The organism is Cellulosilyticum sp. ST5 (assembly GCF_046529625.1).
In the GTDB taxonomy this organism is placed as follows: Bacteria; Bacillota; Clostridia; order Lachnospirales; family Cellulosilyticaceae; genus Cellulosilyticum; species Cellulosilyticum lentocellum.
This window is the reverse complement of the sequence record NZ_CP132338.1, coordinates 2,582,394-2,603,134: the sequence shown is the minus strand read 5'-3', so window position 1 is coordinate 2,603,134 and position 20,741 is coordinate 2,582,394. Positions and strand designations below refer to the sequence as shown.

Genomic DNA, 20,741 nt, shown 5'->3' with positions numbered 1-20,741 from the left:
CTTTTAAAGAAGGGATTTAAGTTTTGTAGGGTTAATGATAGTAATACCACCTCTAGAAAGTTCCACAATTCCTTCGTTTGAAAAATATTTTAACATACGCGTAACGACTTCCCTAGCACTACCTATATATTTGGCTATTTGCTCATGAGTAAGACGAAGAGTTGTTGAATGAGTCTTTGACATTTCATCTACTAAAAAGATGGCTAAGCGTTTATCAAAACTCATAAAAAGTATTTGTTCCATGGCCCACATCACATCTGAAAAACGATCTACCAAACGTTTATAAATGAAATTTTCTACATAAATATTATCGGTCATAAGGTCAGAAAGTATATGGGAAGAAACAGAAACAAGTTCACAGGTGTCCTCAACATCAATGTGTACATCAAAGGTAATTTGGTTCAAGATACAAGAGGCAGAAAGTAAACAAAGCTCTCCAGGAACTAGACGAAAGAGCGTAATATCTTTGCCTTCCTCTGAGAGCATATAAACTCTAAGCAGTCCTGAGCGAATCATAATAAGCCCCATACAATTTTGATCACCACGATGCATGGTCTGCCCTTTTGTAAAACGAGCTATAGAGGTATGGGCAATAACATTACTTTGCTGATCTGCACTTAAATGAGGCCAAAAGTCTAGGTTGTCTTGTAAAAATACCATTACATTCTCATTTAACATAGAATTCTCCTTAAGTTTATAGATAGTTTTATTTTAAGCTATTTAAAGAGCAATAGCTAGATTCTTTTATATAAGATGAGTATTTAATATTTGCGATAGGATAAATATAATATAAAATTTTTGTATTTTATATTGACAATAGAAAGAAAAAAACTATTATTATTAGTAGTAGTATTTGGAAAATAAAGTAAGTTAAAAGGGGAGTCATTATGAATTTTGAAAAACAAATAAAACCTTTCTGGTGGAATGATTCAAATGGTAGTTTTTCTGTATGTTTAAATGCTGGAGATTATAAGCCTGAAATTTTTGAGTCTAGAGAAGATGAGGGGTGTGAAGGAAATGGATATGACTGGGAAGCTTTAGCTAGAGTTTTCCTTGAGGAGAAATGTGAGGAATTATTAGAAGATATAGAGTTTGATTCAGAAGCGGGCATGTTTTGTGCCTATAGTGAAGATTCGGAAGCTCTTAAGAAGTTTGTATTAGCATTTAAAGATGCTTGTGAAGATTCAGAGTTTATTTTAGAGTTGTTTTCACGTGCTGAGATTGATTAAAAATAAAAGATGTATAGTGTTAATAAAAAGTGTCTGTTACCTAAAAATGAGCAGACACTTTTATTAACGTTATACATCTTATGATTTAAAAAAGTTATTTAAGTAATAAACTTAGCTTAGGTTCTACACTAAAATTCTGTACATTATAAAGTAAGAGAACTTCTGATATGCCAGCTTCTTTTGCAAAAGTTGCAACAGGCACATTCATTAATCGTAAGTCTAGAACCTGAATTTCTTCGTAGTGCTGCGTTAAAAAAGGAATAAAAGAGTTTGCATAAGAATCTTTAATCACTAGAAGCTTACGTCCATTTTTAATAGAGGTTTTAATTTTAATTAAAGGGTGATTGTTATCTAAGAAAACACTATATTTATCTTTTGTATCTAAATGAGAATATTCATAAAGACTAGAAGAGGTCTTTCCTGTTACTTCATAGGTTATTTCCAATGCTTCAGTTTGTTTAGGATAAAAGAGCTGCATCGTATCAGGTGTAGCAAAACTGAAATTGCCTTTAGAGAATAAGGTTCCATAGAAGGCATCACTTACATCTTCAATTTTAAAGTCATCTAAAGTTAAAGCAATTAAATCAGCTGATTTGCAAAATTCAGTATAAGCATAATAAGCTCCTAAAGTAGTCCAGTGATGATCTGTTTTATAATAAATGTACTCATCCTTATGAGTGCTTAAAGTATTAAGAAAGTCTAGTTTAGTAACTTGATTAGAAAGTTTATTATAAAAAGTAGAAATATAAAATGCTTCATCATATGGGGTGGCGTAGTTTGGCAATTTATCTTCAAGCACTTTAGTTGCAGTAGGAGCAAGTCCAACATAAACTTTAAACTCTTTAGCAAGTTCATTAATATAAGTGGCATTTCTAGCTGCTAAATCTAAATCGGGTGCATCAAAGTTTTGAAGAAAGTAATCATCTTTTCCAATATAAACCCCATTATTATCTTTCTTTTGTAAAATGAGTTCACTATAAGCTTTAGTAGAGATAAATTGATTTCTTAAAGGAAATTGATCAGCTATATAAGTCTCAAAAGCTTTGCCATAAGTACCATCTAATAAGCTAGCCATAGTAAAAGATGGCTTAGCACTTAAGTTACGGTTTTCTAACTCTGAGAAGGTCTTGTCTTTGGCTAGTAGTTGTAAACCAAAGAAAGTAAAAATATAAAAGATAAAAGTAATACCTATTACAAAAGGTAATTTTTTCTTCATGGTTCACCTCCTAAAATCTAAAGTATAAAAACGGGTTAAAAGTAGCATCTACCAAGTAAGCAGTACTTAGAAAAAGAGTAACGACATAAAATGCAAATACAACCCATTCATTAAGACGTGCTTTAAGATTATTCATTAGTGGTGTTGCAAATACGATTCCAATAATGATAAGGACATAAAAATTGGTGATAGCATATAATGAGGGGGTATTAATGAAACTGTTAGTACCTATACCAAACATAACCTTTAGATATGAAATGGCTTGTTCCAAAGAGTCATGAGCAAAAAGCACCCAACTTATTGTTACAACAAATAAAAGGTAAAATCTAGAGATAAAACTAGGTAATCTTTCTAAATACTTAAGTAAAAAGCTACGCTCTATAATCATAAGCACGGCAAAGAAAAGACCCCAAAGGATGAAGTTCCAGCCAGCACCATGCCAAAAACCTGTTAAAAACCATACAATCAAAATGTTGAGATAGAAACGAGGCTTACTTACACGATTCCCTCCTAAAGGAATATACACATACTCTCTGAACCAACCGGTTAAGGTCATATGCCATCTTCGCCAAAAATCAGATACACTTTTAGCAATATAAGGATAATTAAAGTTTTCGGGAAAACGAAAACCTAACATTCGGCCAAGTCCAATAGCCATATCAGAATAGCCACTAAAGTCAAAGTAAAGTTGAAGTCCAAAACTAATAGCACCTAGCCAAGCTCCTATAATAGATAGATTATTAATAGGTGTATTGAGTATTTGATCCCACAAAAGACCAATGTTATTAGCAATAAGTACTTTTTTTCCAAGTCCTTCGATAAAGCGCATGGCACCTAATCCAAAATCTTCAAATGTAACTTCGCGGTGATTAAGCTCTTTTTCAACGGTGGCGTAAGTAACGATAGGGCCGGCGATAAGCTGAGGAAACATTGCTACATAAGCACCAAAGGCAATTATATTTTTTTGAACTTGAATTTTACCCCGATATAAATCAATGGTATAGGACATGGTCTGGAAGGTATAAAAGGAAATACCTATAGGTAATGCAATACGAAGTAAATCCCAATGAGTTCCAAAAAGTGCATTAGTATTACTAATAAAAAAGTCGGCATACTTGAAGAAGCCTAGCATTCCTAAGTTTCCTATAAGAGAGAGACCAAGTCCTAATTTGGGAATCAGCTTATGTTTCCTAAAGCGATCAATAATGCATCCACATGTGTAATCAAGCACAGTAGAAAAAATCATAATAGACACATAAACAGGTTCGCCCCATGCATAAAACATGAGGCTAGCTAGAAATAATATAAGATTGCGTAAATTTTTAGGGAGTATAAAGTAGACTGTTAAAAAAACAGGTAAAAATATAAATAAAAATAGTAAACTGCTAAATACCATAAATCAGAGCTCCTTACTTGATAAGGCTATTAAAGTTTGAAGCAATAGTACTTGCCGCCTCATCCATAGCAAATAATATGTAATTTCCTTTAGTGATGACTTGTCTACCTTCAAAGGTTTCGATAAGAGAAGGATAGAGCATTTGTCCAACATTTTCGGCACGTTTATTAATGCCTTCTACAATAGTATTTACATCTTTAACATCTTTAACCTTAAAGACACCAACTTCTGAAATACTAAAGCTTAACATTGGCATTTTAACGCAGTAACTGTCTAGAAGGCTAGTATCAATACCATAGAGATCTTTTAATAAGGTATCATCTACATCTGTTAGGCGAGAAAAGTCAAGATCAGAGGTAATCTTACTATATACTTCACTAGCACTTAAACTAGTTGTTTCAGGGCTGGGTATTGGTTCTGGTTTGGGTATTACTTCAGGTTTTGGAGTTGCTGCAGGTTTAGTACTAGCTTCAGGTTTTGGTGAAGGCTTAGGTGTTGCTTGTGGTTTAGCAGTCGCTTCAGGCTTTAGACTTGTTTGTGGCGTGGAAGCTGTCTCAGGTTTTTTTGTTGCCTCAGGTGAAGTACTTGCTTCTGGAGTCACACTTTCTTCGGGTTTCATAGTTGCTTCAGGCTTTACAGTTTCTTCTGGCATAATACTTTCTTCTGGAACAATACTAGATTCAGGTTCACTAGTTGATTCTTCAGTAGTAGGTTGTTTTTCTTCAGGGGTAGAGGAAGCCTCTGTATTCATCTCGGATGAAGTTGGTGATTTAGAACTACAGCCTACAACGACTGTACTGAGTGTTAGCGCGGCTATAGCCATTACAAATTGTTTTCTCATAGTTGTCTCCTTAATATAAATCCATTAATTGTTAGATTGCAATGATAAAGTGTAATCATAAAATATAAGTATATTTATAATAATTATGACGAAAAATGGTATAATAAGGTTCCCTAAATCAATAAAATACGAGAAAATATTAAAATTGAATTATTGTTTAGCTTTTAATAAAAATGAGGTATACTATTTTATAATCATTATTACGTAGTATACATTAATGTAGTTGGAAGGAGATTTTATGCTTAATCAATTAAAGCAATTATTTAATATAGAAGAATTATTAGCTGCAAGCATTGGTATTGAAAGAGAAGGACTTAGAGTAACACCTGAAGGAAAGCTTGCTATGTCCAAGCATCCGGCTGTATTTGGGGATAAACTTAAAAACCCATACATTACTACAGATTTTTCTGAGAGCCAGGTAGAGATTATTACACCTAATTTAGATAGTAGTCAAAAAGCATACGATTACTTAAATATTTTATATGATATAGTCGCGCTTAATATAGAAGATGAATATATATGGCCGGGTTCTATGCCGTGCGATATACCAGCAGATGAACATATTCCTATTGCCGAATATAGAGATTGTAAAACTTGTCAAGAAGCGAGGCTTTATAGGGAGGAGCTACTTAAGAAGTACGGAGGGAAAAAGCAACTTATTTCAGGAATACATTATAATTTTTCCTTTGAAGAAAATTTTATACAAAGACTTTATGAAGCAGAAGATACTCACTTAAGTTATCAGCTATTCAAAGATAGTATTTATTTGAAGATGGCAAGAAATTATTTAAGGTATCGTTGGTTACTTATTTATTTATTAGGAGCGACACCTGTATTTCATAAAACCTATGCTACAGAGTGTACACGCTATTTAAATAAGGTAGATGAAGAAAGCTTTACAAATCCAGGGGCTGTATCTTATCGTAATGGTGAATGTGGTTATAAAAATCATACTGATCTTTATCCTGACTACTCTAGTGTAGAGGCCTATGCAAAAAGTATTGAGAGATTTGTAGCAGATGGCATGATTCAAAGTCACAAAGAACTTTATAGTCAAATCAGGCCAAAGGCAAAGGATAATACAAGACTACTGGAGTCCTTAAAACAAGAAGGTATCTTATATATTGAAGTGAGAAGTATTGATAATAATCCTTTTGAAAAAGGCGGTATTAGCTTAGAAGACTTAGAGTTTTTACACTTATTTATGTTATACCTTCTCATAAAAGAAGAAAGTAAAGAAGAGCTAAGTAATTGGCAGGAAGAAGCTACTAATAATCAGCGTTTAATTGCCAAGGGTGGAAGATTAGAGGTTTGGTTAAGTAAGGAAGGAAAAGAAATTACGAAGACCGAGTGGGCTTTAGAAATTTTAGATGAAATGAAAGTGATGGAAGAAACTTTAGATCTTAACAAGGTAGAAGTTATTGATGAAATGGTCAAGAAGGTATGTGATCCTGAGCGTACTTATGCAGCTAAAATAACAGAACTCTCTAAACAAAAAGGCTATTTACAGAGCCAATTAGAACTAGCAGAAATTTATAAAAAAGATGCTTATGCGAACCGTTATAAACTATATGGTTATGATGATATGGAACTTTCTACACAAATCCTTATGAAAGAAGCTATTAAAAGAGGAATAAAAGTAGAAGTATTAGATCGTAGTGACAACTTTATTGCTCTTACCCAAGGAACACATACCGAATATGTGAAACAAGCTACCAAGACATCTAAAGATAGTTATATGACTATGCTGATGATGGAAAATAAAACAGTTACTAAGAAGGTGTTAGAGAAGCACCAGATTTGTGTACCAAAAGGTATTGAAGTTTTTAAAGGACAAGGCTTAGAGTTAGCAGTTAAGCGTTATGCCAATAAACCTATTGTTGTTAAACCAAAATCTACGAATTTCGGTAAAGGCATTAGTATTTTTACACAGGGAGCCAGTGAAGTAGATATCAAAAGGGCGCTTGAGATAGGCTTTGAACATGATGATACAGTGTTAATTGAAGAGTTTGCTAAAGGTAAGGAGTACCGATTCCTTGTAATCGGAGATCAAGTGGCAGGAGTTCTTCACCGCGTACCGGCCAATGTTATAGGTGATGGAGCACATACGATAACACAGTTAGTAGCTATAAAAAATCAAGATAGTTTAAGAGGGAGAGGTTATAAAACACCATTAGAAAAAATTAACTTAGATGCAAGTAGCGCTTTATTCCTAAAACAAAGCGATTTGGATTTCGACTATATTCCTGCTGAAGGAGAGGTTGTTTATTTGAGGGAAAATTCTAACATTAGCACAGGTGGAGATAGCATTGATTATACAGATGATATTCCAGAATACTTTAAAGAGATAGCTGTTCGTGCAGCCAAAGCAGTAGGTGCTAAGTTTTGTGGTGTTGATATGATGCTAGAAGATTATAGAGATGAAAAAGCACCTTATGCAATTATTGAACTTAACTTTAATCCCGCTATTCATATTCATTCTTATCCTTATAAAGGAACAGAACGTCAAATAGCTGAACAAGTTTTAAAGGTACTAGAATTTAATTTAGAGTCTGATTGCACTCAGTATTAGATGATCAAATAAAACTTATAAAAGAATAAAATGGTAAAAGCTGAGATTTTCGTATAGCGAGAAATGCTCAGCTTTTTTCTTTTCTCTCTATATGTCTTTGTATAAAACAAGTATGAATTATCCTTTAATGTGAAACACTAGTGAAGTGAAAAATAGAATAAAAGATATCGAGAAAATAGGCTTCAAGTTAAGACATTAGAAAGGAAAGATGAAATGGGAAAAACAATGATGACTGTAGATGGTAACACAGCGGCAGCATATATCGCTTATGCGTATACTGATGTGGCAGCTATCTATCCAATTACGCCATCTACACCTATGGCTGAACAAGTAGATGAATGGGCCGCACAAGGCAAGAAAAATATATTTGGACAAACTGTCAATGTAGTAGAAATGCAATCTGAAGCAGGGGCTTCAGGGGCTTTTCATGGTTCACTTCAAGCAGGTGCGTTAACAAGTACCTTCACTGCTTCACAAGGCTTGTTACTTATGATTCCAAATATGTATAAGGTATCCGGAGAGCTTTTACCAGGTGTTTTTCATGTGAGTGCTAGAGCAATAGCTGCGCAGGCTCTTTCGATTTTTGGTGATCACCAAGATGTTATGGCTACAAGACAAACCGGATGTGCGTTATTTGCAACTAGTTCTGTTCAAGAGATTATGGACCTAGCACCAGTAGCACATCTTGCGGCTATTAAAGGACGTGTACCCTTTGTTCATTTCTTTGATGGTTTTAGAACTTCACATGAGATTCAAAAAGTAGAAGCAATTAACTATGAAGATTTAGCAAAGCTAATGCCCGTAGAAGAGCTTCAAGCTTTTAGAGATAGAGCTTTATCTCCTAATCATCCCGTTATTCGTGGTACAGCGCAAAATCCAGATATTTATTTCCAAACAAGGGAGGCAAGTAATAAATTTTATGAAGCTCTAGTACCTATTGTAGAAGAATATATTGAAAAGATGAATGCCCTTACTGGCAGAAAATACGGCCTCTTTGATTATTATGGAGCAGAGGATGCAGAAAATATTATTGTAGCTATGGGGTCTGTAACAGCTACCATTGCGGAAACTATAGATGCCTTAAATGCTAAAGGACAAAAGCTAGGTCTTGTTAAAGTGCATCTTTATAGACCTTTTTCAGTAGAACACTTTCTTAAAGCGGTGCCAAAGAATGTTAGGCGTATATGTGTACTGGATCGTACTAAAGAGCCAGGTGCTATAGGGGAACCACTTTATTTAGATGTACGTGCTGCTTTCTATGAAAAAGAAGATGCACCCATGATTATTGGTGGTCGTTATGGATTAGGCTCTAAAGATACCACGCCAACAGATATTAAGGCAGTAGTAGAAAATCTTTTAAGTAGTACACCTAAAAATCAATTCACTGTGAGCATTGATGATGATGTTACGCATACTTCCATTAATACAAATGAACCACTTAAGCTTCAAGTGCCGGATTTAGTACGTTGCAAATTCTGGGGACTAGGTTCAGATGGTACAGTTGGGGCTAATAAGCAAGCTATAAAAATTATTGGTAATTATACGGATATGTATGCTCAAGCTTATTTTGACTATGACTCTAAAAAGTCTGGTGGCTTAACCATGTCACATCTTCGTTTTGGTAAAGAACCGATTAATGCACCTTATCTTATTGATGAAGCAGATTATATTGCTTGCCATAATCAATCTTATATACATCAGTATGATGTTTTAAAAGGACTTAAAAAGGGAGGCATATTCGTTCTTAACTGCTTATGGGATGAAAAAGAATTAGAAGAGAATTTATCAACTACCATGAAGCGCACCATCGCAGAAAATGACATCCAATTCTACATTGTAAATGCTGTTAAAATTGCTTCTGAAATAGGACTGGGTAACCGTATTAATATGATTATGCAAGCAGCCTTCTTTAAGTTAACAGATATTATACCAGAGGCCCAGGCAGCTCAGTATTTAAAAGAAGCAGTGGTTAAAGCTTATGGGAAAAAAGGTGAAAAGGTTATTAATATGAACTATGCTGCTATTGATAGGGGGCTTGATGCAGCGATAAAAGTTAATGTGCCAGAAAATTGGAAAAAAGGAACAAGTGTAGATGAAAGAGGTTTTGACGAACCTGAATTTGTAACGAAGATATTACGCCCTATGAGTAGACAAGAAGGCGATAGCCTTCCAGTAAGTACATTTAATGGGATTGAAGATGGTACTTTTCCAAGTGGTAGTGCAGCTTATGAAAAGCGTGGAGTAGCTATTAATGTACCAGAGTGGGTTCCCGAGAACTGTATTCAATGTAACCAATGCTCATTTATTTGTCCGCATGCTACAATTAGACCTTATCTTTTAAATACCGAAGAGGAAAGCGAAAAGCCAGGTAGTTTTGTAACACTTAAGGCCATGGGAAAGGATATGAATGAGTTTGGTTATCGCATTCAAGTTGATACAATGGACTGTACAGGCTGTGGTAACTGTGCTGATATTTGTCCAGGTAAAAAAGAAGGTAAGGCCCTTATTATGAAACCACTCCATACTCAGGTAGAAAAGGAAGTACCTAACTGGGAATATGCAGTTTCTAAAATTGCCAATAAGGGAGATGTTATGGCACCACATACCGTCAAAGGTAGCCAGTTCAGACAACCTCTTCATGAGTTCTCAGGTGCTTGCGCAGGCTGTGGTGAAACAGCGTATATTAAAGTCATTACACAGCTTTTCGGAGATCGTATGATGATTGCTAATGCCACTGGTTGTTCTTCTATTTGGGGGGCATCTGCGCCTGTTACACCATATACGGTCAATGAAAAAGGCCAAGGACCATCATGGGCCAACTCTTTGTTCGAAGATAATGCTGAATATGGATTAGGAATGTATCTAGGTGTGAAACAAATGCGAAATAAAATCGAAGACAATATGAGGTCTTTACTAGAACTGCCTATTGATGAAGATATGAAATTAGCATTTAATGAATGGTTAAGTACAAAAGAATCTGGGGCTGAATCTAGAAGAATAAGTGAGCAGGTTCTAGCGATATTAGAAAAAGACACAACGGCTGACGAAGCTACTAAAACTTTAATTAATGAGATTAAGGAAAGAAAGGATTATCTTGTTAAACGTTCACAATGGATATTAGGTGGTGACGGCTGGGCTTATGATATTGGTTATGGTGGTCTTGACCAAGTCATGGCCTCAGGTGAAGATGTTAATGTGCTTGTATTCGATACTGAGATTTACTCTAATACAGGTGGTCAAGCTTCTAAATCTACACCAGCAGCAGCTATTGCTAAATTCGCTGCCTCTGGTAAAAAATCTCGTAAAAAAGACTTAGGTTTAATGATGATAACCTATGGGAATGTGTATGTAGCTCAAGTATCTATGGGAGCAGATAAAAATCAATTTATGAAAGCTGTTATAGAAGCAGAAGCACACCCAGGGCCATCTATTATTATTGCTTATGCCCCATGTATTAGTCATGGACTAAGAGAAGGTATGGGCAGAACAACAGCTAATCAGGAACAAGCTGTTAAATGTGGTTACTGGCATTTATATCGATTTAATCCATTGCTTAAAGAACAAGGTAAAAATCCATTTACTTTAGATTCGAAAGAACCAAAAGAAAGTTTTAGAGATTTCATAATGGCGCAGGTGCGTTATTCAGCTTTAATGAAACAGTTCCCAGAACATGCTGAACATTTATTTGAACTTACTGAGCAATATGCAAAGGAACGTTATGAAAATTATAAACGTTTAGCTGAACAAGTATAGAGCTAGGGAAGTTAAAATATATCAGAGGAGAAGATATACCAATTAGGTGATATCTTCTCTTTTGCTGTATTAAGAAGACAAGAATTATAAGTGTAATGAGAATAAACCGGTTTATAGGATATAAAAGTAAGATTAGTGCATGATTATTTACAATAATATACAATCGTATCGTATATTCTATTGATTTAATTTTTTTTGTAGCATATAGTAGTTTTAGTAGAGTGTATACGAAATAACATTGTACATAATTTCAATCTTGTATAGGGGCCCATAAAGAAAAGAGATATAAATGGGTAAGCTGATGGGAGGATGTTATATGAAGTTGTCGGTTTGTTATAATCACATTTTGTTGGCAAGTGAACAAACAGGTTTATCACTTTCAGAGGTATTGAAAAAAGTAAAAAATATGGGGATTCAATCTGTGGCATGCTCCTATGAAGAGTTAAAGCCTTATACTAGAGAGATGAAAGTATTATTAAAGGCAGTCGAATTGGAGATTAGTTGTATCTATAAATATTTTGATTTTGGTTATGAGGAAACAGGTGAAGCTGGTTACGGATTAATTGATCTAGCGGAGCATATGGGAGCTAAGTTTGTACTAGTCATTCCAGGATTGTTAAAAGAAGAAGTAGGTATCAAACGCGAACAAGCTATAAAGCATATGGTTGAGGCATTAAGATTAATGTGTGATTATGCCAAGGATAAGGGAATCACTGTTACTTTAGAAGATTATGATAATGTTTGTGCACCTTATACTACAGCAAAAGAAATATTATGGTTTATGGAGCAGGTTCCAGATTTAAAGCATACTTTTGATACAGGTAACTACAGATATAGAGGTGAAGATGAAATCGAGGCTTTTGAGTTGTTGAAAGACTATATTGTATATGTTCATGTAAAAGATAGAAGTACTGCCATGAAGGGAGAAGAAGTGGCTAAGATAGCTGCTGATGGAACGGCCTTGTTTTCAACTCCAGTAGGTTCTGGTGTTATTAAAATTAAGGAAATACTTGATAAACTAGAATTTATGGGGTATGATGGGACACTTAATATAGAACATTTTGATGCATCTAATCAACTAGAGTATATAGAACAATCTATAAGATGGCTTCTCAAAAATATATCTACCAATTCAGAGAAAAATATATAAATAAAACTATCTCAAAACGAATATATAGATTGTTTTTTAACAATAAGGATATTAGCAAGAAGTTAGATTCTTAACAATACTAAAGTAAAATATATTAGTTGAGTATAAAAAAGTAATTTTAAACAAGTTATTTAAAAGAAATTGTCCCTTTTTGCTAGTTAGTTCATGAAGAAATTCTAAATGACCCGATAAATAATTTACAAAAACATAAGATATTGAGTGCAAGATATTTACAAATATTGGCCAAAAGCGTAAAATTATTTAGAATACTTTAGATAGTATTTGGAATGCTTGTATTATTAATAAATAAAAAGGAGAGATAATATGGGAAAAACGATGATGACTGTTGATGGTAATACAGCTGCATCTTATGTTGCGTATGCTTTTACTGATGTTGCTGCAATTTATCCAATTACCCCCTCATCAACTATGGCAGAAGTAGTTGACGAATGGTCTGCTCAAGGAAGGAAGAATATTTTCGGACAAACTGTTAATGTAGTAGAGATGCAATCTGAAGCAGGAGCTGCGGGGGCTTTCCACGGCTCACTTCAAGCTGGAGCTTTAACAACTACTTTTACAGCTTCACAAGGCTTGTTATTAATGATTCCTAATATGTATAAGGTTGCAGGGGAACTTTTACCAGGCGTTTTCCATGTAAGTGCCCGTGCTCTTGCTGCTCAAGCGCTTAACATTTTTGGCGACCACCAAGACGTTATGGCTACAAGACAAACAGGCTGTGCTATGCTTGCAACAGGCTCTGTACAAGAAGTTATGGACCTTGCACCAGTGGCTCACCTTGCTGCTATTAAAGGTAGAATTCCTTTTGTACATTTCTTTGATGGCTTCAGAACTTCACATGAGATTCAAAAAGTAGAAGCAATTGATTATGATGATTTTGCTAAACTAGTAGATCAAGATGCTCTTAAAGCATTTAGAGATAATGCACTTTCTCCAAATCATCCTGTAACAAGAGGAACTGCACAAAATCCAGATATTTATTTCCAAACAAGAGAAGCTAGTAATAAATTCTATAACAACTTAGTACCTGTTGTTGAAGAATACATAGGAGAAATCAATAAATTAACAGGTAGAAATTATGGTTTATTCAATTATTATGGTGCCGATGATGCAGAAGATATCATTATAGCAATGGGTTCTGTAACAGAAACAATTGAACAAACAATTGAAGAACTTAATAAAAAAGGTGCTAAATACGGTGTAGTTAAAGTTCACTTATATAGACCTTTCTCAACAAAACATTTACTTGCAGCTATTCCAAGCACAGTAAAACGTATTTGTGTATTAGATCGTACAAAAGAACCAGGTTCAGCAGGTGAACCACTTTATTTAGATGTATGTTCAGCATTTTATGGAAAAGCTGATGCGCCTACAGTTATTGGTGGACGTTATGGTCTTGGGTCAAAAGATACAACACCAACAGATATTAAAGCTGTATTTGATAATTTAGTAAGTGCTCAGCCAAAGACTGGATTTACAGTAGGTATTAATGATGACGTAACATTTACTTCATTAACTTACAAAGACGAATTAAAAATTGCTGAGCCAGGTACAGTAAGATGTAAATTCTGGGGTCTTGGTTCTGATGGTACAGTTGGTGCTAACAAGCAAGCCATTAAAATCATTGGTAATCATACAGATAAATATGCACAAGCATATTTCGCATACGACTCTAAAAAATCAGGTGGAGTAACTATTTCTCACTTACGTTTTGGTGATACACCTATTCGTTCGACCTATTTAATTGATGAAGCAGATTATATTGCTTGTCACAATCAATCCTATGTTCATCAATATGATTTATTAAAAGGACTTAAAAAGGGCGGAGTATTCGTACTTAACTGTATTTGGGATGAAAGTGAATTAGAAGCTAACCTTCCAGCACATATGAAAAAATATATTGCTGACAATGAAATTAGATTTTATATTGTTAATGCAACTAAAATAGCAGGAGAAGTAGGCCTTGGTAACCGTATTAATATGGTTATGCAATCAGCATTCTTTAAATTAGCTAATATTATTTCAGAAGAAGATGCTATTAAATACTTAAAAGAAGCCGTAGTTAAAGCTTACGGTAAAAAAGGCGAAAAAGTTGTTAATATGAATTATGCAGCTATTGACCGTGGTTTTGAAGCAGCAGTTAAAGTTAATGTTCCAGCTAGCTGGGCAAGCGCAGTAGAAGAAGCGGCAGCAGCTGTAGATGAACCAGAATTCATTACTAACATCTTACGTCCTATGAATGCTCAAGAAGGAGATAAACTTCCTGTAAGCGCATTTAATGGTCTTGAAGATGGTACTTTTCCAGCAGGAACAGCTGCTTACGAAAAACGTGGTATTGCTATTGAAGTACCAGAATGGGAGATTGAAAATTGTATTCAATGTAATCAATGTTCATTTGTTTGTCCACATGCATGTATTAGACCAGTGCTTTTAACAGAAGAAGAACAAGCAAAAGCACCAGGTACATTTGCTACTAAGAAAGCAATTGGAAAAGGTTTAGAAGGCTTAACTTATAGAATACAAGTTAGTCCATATGACTGTACAGGTTGTGGCAACTGTGCTGATATTTGTCCAGCTAAAACTAAAGCTTTAGTTATGAAACCATTTGCTTCTCAATCAGAAGTTGAAGATGCAAACTGGAGCTTTGTTGTGAAAGAAGTAAGTAGTAAAGATGATTTAGATCTTACAATGAACGTTAAAAATAGCCAATTCAAGACACCACTTATTGAGTTCTCAGGTGCTTGTGCAGGTTGCGGTGAAACAGCTTATATCAAAGTTGTAACACAGCTTTTCGGAGATCGCATGATGATTGCTAATGCTACAGGATGTTCTTCTATTTGGGGTGGTTCTGCGCCATCTACACCATATACTACAAATAGCAAAGGTCAAGGACCATCATGGGCAAACTCTTTATTTGAAGATAATGCTGAATATGGTCTTGGTATGAGTCTTGGTGTTAATCAAATGAGAAATAAATTAGCTAATGTTATGCATGAATTAGTTGACTTAGATATTGATGAAACAGCTAAAGCAGCATTTAATGAATGGCTAGAAGTAATGAACTTAGGTGAAGCTTCTAAAGCTGCAAGTGCTAAAGTATTAGAAGTACTTGAAAATAATACAATTACTGATCCAGCAGCTAAAGCACTTCTTGCAGAAGTTGAAGATAAGAAAGATTATCTTGTTAAACGTTCTGTATGGATGCTTGGTGGAGATGGTTGGTCATATGATATTGGTTATGGCGGTCTTGATCACGTATTAGCATCAGGTGAAGATGTTAATGTACTAGTATTTGATACAGAAATTTACTCAAACACTGGTGGTCAATCTTCTAAAGCAACACCAGCAGCAGCTATTGCAAAATTCGCTGCATCTGGTAAGAAGACACGTAAAAAAGATTTAGGTATGATGATGATGAGCTATGGCAATGTTTATGTGGCTCAAGTAGCTATTGGTGCTGATAAGAACCAATTTATGAAAGCTATTATGGAAGCAGAAGCACATCAAGGTCCATCTATTATCATTGCTTATGCACCATGTATTAGCCATGGACTAAGAGAAGGTATGGGACGTTCTGTTGCTAATGAAGATCAAGCGGTTAAATCTGGTTACTGGCATTTATATCGTTATAATCCAAATGTTGAAAAAGGTAAAAATCCATTTAGCCTTGACTCAAAAGAACCAACAGCTAGCTTTAGAGATTTCATTATGGGACAAGTACGTTACTCATCACTTGCTAAACAATATCCAACACAAGCAGAGGAACTCTTCGAGCTAGCAGAAGAAAATGCTAAAACAAGATATGAATCTTACTTACGTTTAGCAGAAAGATAATTTGTATAACCTTTCAATAAAAGATAAATAAAAGGCAGGAGATGAGTAACCGGAAGAGTTATTTGTCTCCTGTCTCTTTTTGTAGTAAACTCATAAATAAATAGGTTATAATCATGAGTTTACTACAAAAGGAGCAGCTAGCATGAGAATATTGACGTTAAACACACATTCATGGAGAGAAGAGAACCAAGAGGAAAAAATGAGATATTTAGCAGAAATCATAAAAGAAAGAGACTATGATATCATTGCACTACAAGAAATTAATCAAAGTACAGCATCACCCTATTTACAAGATAGACATTTGAGAAGAGATAATTTTATGGTGGTATTACAGCAATTAATAGAGAAAATAGGTGGGCCAAAGTATAATAGCTTTTGGGACTTATCTAAAGTTGTTAGAGATGAATATGAAGAAGGGTCTGCTATTTTATGCAAGATGCCGATTACGCACACTTCTTGCTTTACAGTAAGTAAGAGTCGAGATAGAGACGATGTTAAAGCGAGAAAGATTGTTAAAGTAACTGTAGCGTATAAAGAACAAGAAATAGATTTATATTCTTGTCATTTAGGTTGGTGGCATGACGAAATAGAGCCTTTTGAATATCAGTGTGATCGATTAGTAGAAGAAATGGACTCAGATAAACTTAGTCTACTTATGGGTGATTTCAATAATAATGCGAATCTTAGAGAAGAGGGCTATGATTATCTAATTGATAAAGGATTTTATGATACCTATATTCTAGCAGGAGAAAAAGATCAAGGAGTTACTGTACAGGGAGAAATAGCCGGCTGGAAAGGTAATAAAGTAGGTTTGCGTATTGATCTTATTTTGGTAAATAAGACGTTAACGGTTAAAAGCTCAAAGGTTATCTTCAATGGAGATTATAAAAATGTAGTTTCAGATCATTATGGGGTAGAGGTAGAGCTGGAGTTAGAGGATTAAAGGATTTAGAGAGATATTTGGCAGAAATAACAGAATAGGAGAATACAGATGACTAAGAAGTTATATTATACAGATAGCTATTTAACTGATTTCACGGCAACCGTATTAAGTTGCAATGAAGGAAAGAAGGGGTATGAGGTAGTTCTTGATCAAACAGCTTTTTATCCTGAAGGAGGTGGTCAACCATCAGATGAAGGCATATTAGGTGGTGTAAAAGTTAAAGATGTTCGTATAAAGGACCATGTGATTTATCATATAGTAGAGTGCCCTTTAGAAGTAGGCAATAGTGTAGAGGGTAAGATAGATTTTGACAAGCGATTTGATATGATGCAACAACATAGTGGGGAACATATTATATCAGGTCTTATTAATAAGCATTACGGTTACAACAATGTAGGTTTTCATTTGAGTAGAGAGAATATGACGGCAGATGTAGATGGTGAGTTAACAAGTGAGCAAGTTTCAGAAATAGAATACTTAGCCAATGAAGCTATCTATAAAAATATCCCAGTGCAAGGGGCTATTTATGGACAAGAGGAAGTAAGAGAGATGACTTATCGTTCTAAAATTGAACTCAATGAGGATGTTAGACTAGTAACCATACCAGGGTATGACACCTGCGCTTGCTGTGGCACACACGTGAAGTATACTGGGGAGATTGGAATGATTAAGTTTATTAGTAGTGAAAGACATCGAGGTGGTACAAGGCTTACATTAGCTTGTGGCAAGAGAGCACTAAAAGATTACAGTAAGAAGCAAGAAATCGTAAGTAGTGCCATGGCTATACTTTCAGCTAAACCTGAGATGATTACATCGCATCTTCAAAAGTTACAAGAAGAATTCAACGAAACAAAGTTTAAATTAGCAGAAGTTAAAGGAAAACTTTTTTCATATAAGGTAGAAGAATATATAAAGTGCAATCAAGCGACACTTTGTATTTGTGAAGAAGGTTTAGTTCCAGAGGAACTAAGAAAACTATGTACTCTCTTAATACAGAAGGTAGATAAAACCTGTCTGGTAGTAACACCTGATGCAACGGGATTTAAGTATGCCCTAGGAAATAGCCAAATAGATATAAGACCTCTTTGCAAAGCAATGAATATGAAATTTCAAGGCAAAGGAGGAGGCTCATCAGAGCTCTGTCAAGGAAGTTTGTTGGGGGAATGGGAAGAAATTAAATTGTTTTTGAGTGAATAGACGTTATGTTTTATTGGGAGTGCCATATATCTATTAGCACCCCCATTTTTAATAAGATAGTGATAATGTTAATGGCTGGTTCTAGATAATAGAGAGGAATGTTTTATTAGGTAAATCATAAGCAGAAATTCATATTGTAATGAGTGAATAATTATAATAAATTAGAATAAATAATATAATAAACTATTATAAGGAGTGGGCCTATGCTAGATCAAGTACTCTGGTATAAACAAGCAGCACGGAATTGGAATGAAGCATTACCAATTGGCAATGGTGCATTAGGGGGCATGATTTTTGGAGGAATAAAAAAAGAACTCATTCAAATGAATGAGGAAAGCCTTTGGTATGGTACTTTTAGAGATAGGAATAATAAAGATGCTAGAAAATATTTGCCTGTTATAAGAGATTTATTATGGCAGGGGAAGATAGGAGAAGCAGAGAAACTTTTATCCATGAGTATGTTTGGAACTCCAGATGGTCAAAGGCAATACTCTGTATTAGGGGATTTGGTTATTCAATGCTTTGGGCAAGAAGAACAAGTAAGTCACTATAGAAGAACGTTAGATTTAGAAACAGCTTGTGCTACAGTAGGTTATATGAGTCCAAAAGGAAAGTTTGAAAGAGAGTATTTTTGTTCTAAACCCGATAACTTACTAGTTGTTCGGTTAAGATGTGATCAAGAGGAACAAATAGAATTAATGGCTTATATTGATAGATGGAAATATAATGATGAGATAGAAATGAGCAAAGATGGCATGAGCTTGTATGGTTCAAGTGGTCCTTGTTCTAGTGAAGGAATAGGATATCATTTTATGATGAAGCTTATACCTAATGGAGGAACTGCACAAAACATAGGACAACGTCTTTATGCAAAAGGTTGTAATGAAGTCATTATTTTAGTGACAGCAACTACAGATTATAAAGACAGTAATCCAAGGAGTATTTGTGAAGAACGTTTGAAAAAAGCAACACAGAAAGGATATGAGGAGTTAAAAGCAAGGCACGTGGCAGATTATAAAAGTCTATACAAACGCCTATTTTTGGATTTAAGAGGAGAATCATTAAATCATTTACCTACAGACGAACGCCTTGAAAGAATAAAAAAGGGTGGAGAAGATTTAGATTTAATAGCCATGTATTTTCAGTATGGACGTTATTTGTTAATTAGTTGTAGTAGGGAAGGTGGGTTGCCTGCTACTCTACAAGGTATTTGGAATGGAGAATGGTTACCCCCATGGGACAGTAAGTATACCATTAATATTAATACAGAGATGAATTATTGGTTGGCAGAAAAATGCCATTTATCAGAATGTCATTTGCCTTTAGTTGAACACCTAGAGAAGGTAAGAATACATGGAGAGAAAACAGCAGAGCAGATGTATGGTTGTAGAGGCTTTATGGCGCATCATAATACGGATATTTGGGGAGATGCGGCACCGCAAGATATGTGGATGCCAGCAACTATCTGGCCTATGGGAGCAGCTTGGTTAGTGTTACATATATGGGAGCATTATGAGTATACTTTGGATCAAGTATTCTTAAAAGAAAAGTATCATCTTCTTAAAGGAGCAGGAGACTTCTTTAAAGACTACTTGATGATGGATGAAAATGGCTATCTGGTAACAGGCCCCTCTACATCTCCTGAAAATACTTATCGCTTACCTTCAGGGGAACAAGGAACTGTGTGTATAGGACCAAGTATGGATAGTCAAATATTATTTGAATTATTTACTGCAATTATTGAAGCAGGTCAGTTAGTAGGAGAAGCGGAAGAAGAAATTCAATGTTTTAAAGAGATGAGAAAAAAATTACCTCCTATACAAATCGGTAAGTATGGTCAGATTATGGAATGGAGAGAGGATCATGAGGAGGTAGAGCCAGGGCATAGACATATCTCACAATTATTTGCACTATATCCAGGCCACCAAATTACTAAAGAAGATACACCAGAATGGGCGAAGGCAGCCAAGAAAACTTTAGAAAGGCGTCTAAGCTATGGTGGAGGTCATACGGGTTGGAGTAGGGCATGGATTATCAATTTGTGGGCAAGGCTAAAAGAGGGAGACTTGGCTTATAGCAATATAAAGGAATTACTTAAATGTTCTACACTGATTAATTTGTTAGATAATCATCCGCCTTTTCAGATTGATGGTAACTTTGGGGCAGCAGCCGGAATAAGTGAACTGCTATTACAAGGAGAAAAGGATTATATTGAGTTATTGCCAGCTTTACCTAAAGGAATACCAAATGGTAAAGTAACAGGATTATGTGCCAAAGGGAAAGTGACGGTAGATATAGACTGGGAAGATGGGCATTTGGTAAGTGCAAAATTACATATAGGTAGAGATGGAGAAATAAAGGTAAAATCCAAAGATAAGATCGTACTAAAGGGTAAAAAAGAAGTAGAAGATGAGATTTTATTATGTAAGGTTAAGCAGGGAGAAACGCTAGAATTTATAAGGGCTTGCAAATGATTTAACCAACTTTTTAAAGTTTATTTAAAATGTATATGAAAAGGTGCAATTTTTACCCTCAAATAGCTGTATTTTTAGAGGTATATTTAATGAATTACTTATATTAATATAGATATAT

At 34.9% G+C, this 20,741-nt stretch carries 12 protein-coding genes; 8 read left to right on the top strand and 4 right to left on the bottom strand.

The genetic code is table 11. The annotated features are described in order from the left end of the window. Window positions 1–3: 3 nt before the first annotated feature. A complete protein-coding gene (locus QTL86_RS12710; RefSeq protein ID WP_013656029.1) occupies window positions 4–678 on the bottom strand; it encodes a Crp/Fnr family transcriptional regulator in 675 nt (224 codons plus the stop codon). 209 nt (window positions 679–887) lie between these two features. Here QTL86_RS12710 and QTL86_RS12705 point away from each other — a divergent pair, with 209 nt between their 5' ends. Next, window positions 888–1,229: an immunity 51 family protein gene (locus QTL86_RS12705; protein ID WP_013656030.1), complete on the top strand. Its 342-nt coding sequence runs from the start codon at window positions 888–890 to the stop codon at window positions 1,227–1,229. Window positions 1,230–1,323: 94 nt separating this feature from the next. Here QTL86_RS12705 and QTL86_RS12700 read toward each other — a convergent pair whose 3' ends face one another. The 3 genes from QTL86_RS12700 to QTL86_RS12690 are packed head-to-tail and all read right to left on the bottom strand — an operon-like array spanning window position 1,324 to window position 4,682. Next, window positions 1,324–2,445, bottom strand: coding sequence for a DHHW family protein (locus QTL86_RS12700; protein WP_127065853.1), 1,122 nt, complete (start codon window positions 2,443–2,445; stop codon window positions 1,324–1,326). 10 nt (window positions 2,446–2,455) lie between these two features. After that, window positions 2,456–3,841 carry an MBOAT family O-acyltransferase gene (locus tag QTL86_RS12695; protein ID WP_410494998.1) on the bottom strand — a complete coding sequence of 462 codons (1,386 nt, stop codon included), beginning with the start codon at window positions 3,839–3,841 and terminating at the stop codon, window positions 2,456–2,458. A gap of 13 nt (window positions 3,842–3,854) precedes the next feature. Next, a complete protein-coding gene (locus QTL86_RS12690) occupies window positions 3,855–4,682 on the bottom strand; it encodes a DUF4358 domain-containing protein (protein WP_410494997.1) in 828 nt (275 codons plus the stop codon). A 238-nt stretch (window positions 4,683–4,920) separates the two neighbouring features. On the opposite strand from QTL86_RS12690, the gene gshAB reads away from it, so the two are divergent. From gshAB to QTL86_RS12655, 7 genes are all read left to right on the top strand, one after another. Further along, on the top strand, window positions 4,921–7,254 hold the full coding sequence (gene gshAB, locus QTL86_RS12685) for a bifunctional glutamate--cysteine ligase GshA/glutathione synthetase GshB (RefSeq protein WP_410494996.1): 2,334 nt from the start codon (window positions 4,921–4,923) through the stop codon (window positions 7,252–7,254). A gap of 213 nt (window positions 7,255–7,467) precedes the next feature. Next, complete coding sequence (nifJ, locus tag QTL86_RS12680) at window positions 7,468–11,007, top strand: pyruvate:ferredoxin (flavodoxin) oxidoreductase (protein WP_410494995.1); 3,540 nt, start codon at window positions 7,468–7,470, stop codon at window positions 11,005–11,007. A 316-nt stretch (window positions 11,008–11,323) separates the two neighbouring features. Next, a complete protein-coding gene (locus QTL86_RS12675) occupies window positions 11,324–12,157 on the top strand; it encodes a sugar phosphate isomerase/epimerase family protein (protein WP_127065858.1) in 834 nt (277 codons plus the stop codon). A 324-nt stretch (window positions 12,158–12,481) separates the two neighbouring features. Continuing rightward, window positions 12,482–16,009: a pyruvate:ferredoxin (flavodoxin) oxidoreductase gene (nifJ, locus tag QTL86_RS12670; RefSeq protein WP_410494994.1), complete on the top strand. Its 3,528-nt coding sequence runs from the start codon at window positions 12,482–12,484 to the stop codon at window positions 16,007–16,009. A gap of 142 nt (window positions 16,010–16,151) precedes the next feature. Beyond that, on the top strand, window positions 16,152–16,952 hold the full coding sequence (locus tag QTL86_RS12665; RefSeq protein ID WP_127065860.1) for an endonuclease/exonuclease/phosphatase family protein: 801 nt from the start codon (window positions 16,152–16,154) through the stop codon (window positions 16,950–16,952). A gap of 48 nt (window positions 16,953–17,000) precedes the next feature. Next, window positions 17,001–18,149 (top strand): alanyl-tRNA editing protein, encoded by a 1,149-nt coding sequence (locus QTL86_RS12660; RefSeq protein ID WP_127065861.1) that lies wholly within the window; start codon window positions 17,001–17,003, stop codon window positions 18,147–18,149. A 203-nt stretch (window positions 18,150–18,352) separates the two neighbouring features. After that, the gene (locus tag QTL86_RS12655; RefSeq protein ID WP_127065862.1) at window positions 18,353–20,623 is read left to right on the top strand and encodes a glycosyl hydrolase family 95 catalytic domain-containing protein; all 2,271 of its coding nucleotides are present in this window, start codon (window positions 18,353–18,355) and stop codon (window positions 20,621–20,623) included. Window positions 20,624–20,741: the final 118 nt, after the last annotated feature.

Coding starts and splice junctions, on each gene's coding strand:
- gshAB (WP_410494996.1), top strand. CDS start 4,921: ATGCTTAATCAATTAAAGCAATTATTTAATATAGAAGAATTATTAGCT.
- nifJ (WP_410494995.1), top strand. CDS start 7,468: ATGGGAAAAACAATGATGACTGTAGATGGTAACACAGCGGCAGCATAT.
- QTL86_RS12665 (WP_127065860.1), top strand. CDS start 16,152: ATGAGAATATTGACGTTAAACACACATTCATGGAGAGAAGAGAACCAA.
- QTL86_RS12690 (WP_410494997.1), bottom strand. CDS start 4,682: ATGAGAAAACAATTTGTAATGGCTATAGCCGCGCTAACACTCAGTACA.
- QTL86_RS12710 (WP_013656029.1), bottom strand. CDS start 678: ATGTTAAATGAGAATGTAATGGTATTTTTACAAGACAACCTAGACTTT.
- QTL86_RS12675 (WP_127065858.1), top strand. CDS start 11,324: ATGAAGTTGTCGGTTTGTTATAATCACATTTTGTTGGCAAGTGAACAA.
- QTL86_RS12700 (WP_127065853.1), bottom strand. CDS start 2,445: ATGAAGAAAAAATTACCTTTTGTAATAGGTATTACTTTTATCTTTTAT.
- nifJ (WP_410494994.1), top strand. CDS start 12,482: ATGGGAAAAACGATGATGACTGTTGATGGTAATACAGCTGCATCTTAT.
- QTL86_RS12655 (WP_127065862.1), top strand. CDS start 18,353: ATGCTAGATCAAGTACTCTGGTATAAACAAGCAGCACGGAATTGGAAT.
- QTL86_RS12660 (WP_127065861.1), top strand. CDS start 17,001: ATGACTAAGAAGTTATATTATACAGATAGCTATTTAACTGATTTCACG.
- QTL86_RS12705 (WP_013656030.1), top strand. CDS start 888: ATGAATTTTGAAAAACAAATAAAACCTTTCTGGTGGAATGATTCAAAT.
- QTL86_RS12695 (WP_410494998.1), bottom strand. CDS start 3,841: ATGGTATTTAGCAGTTTACTATTTTTATTTATATTTTTACCTGTTTTT.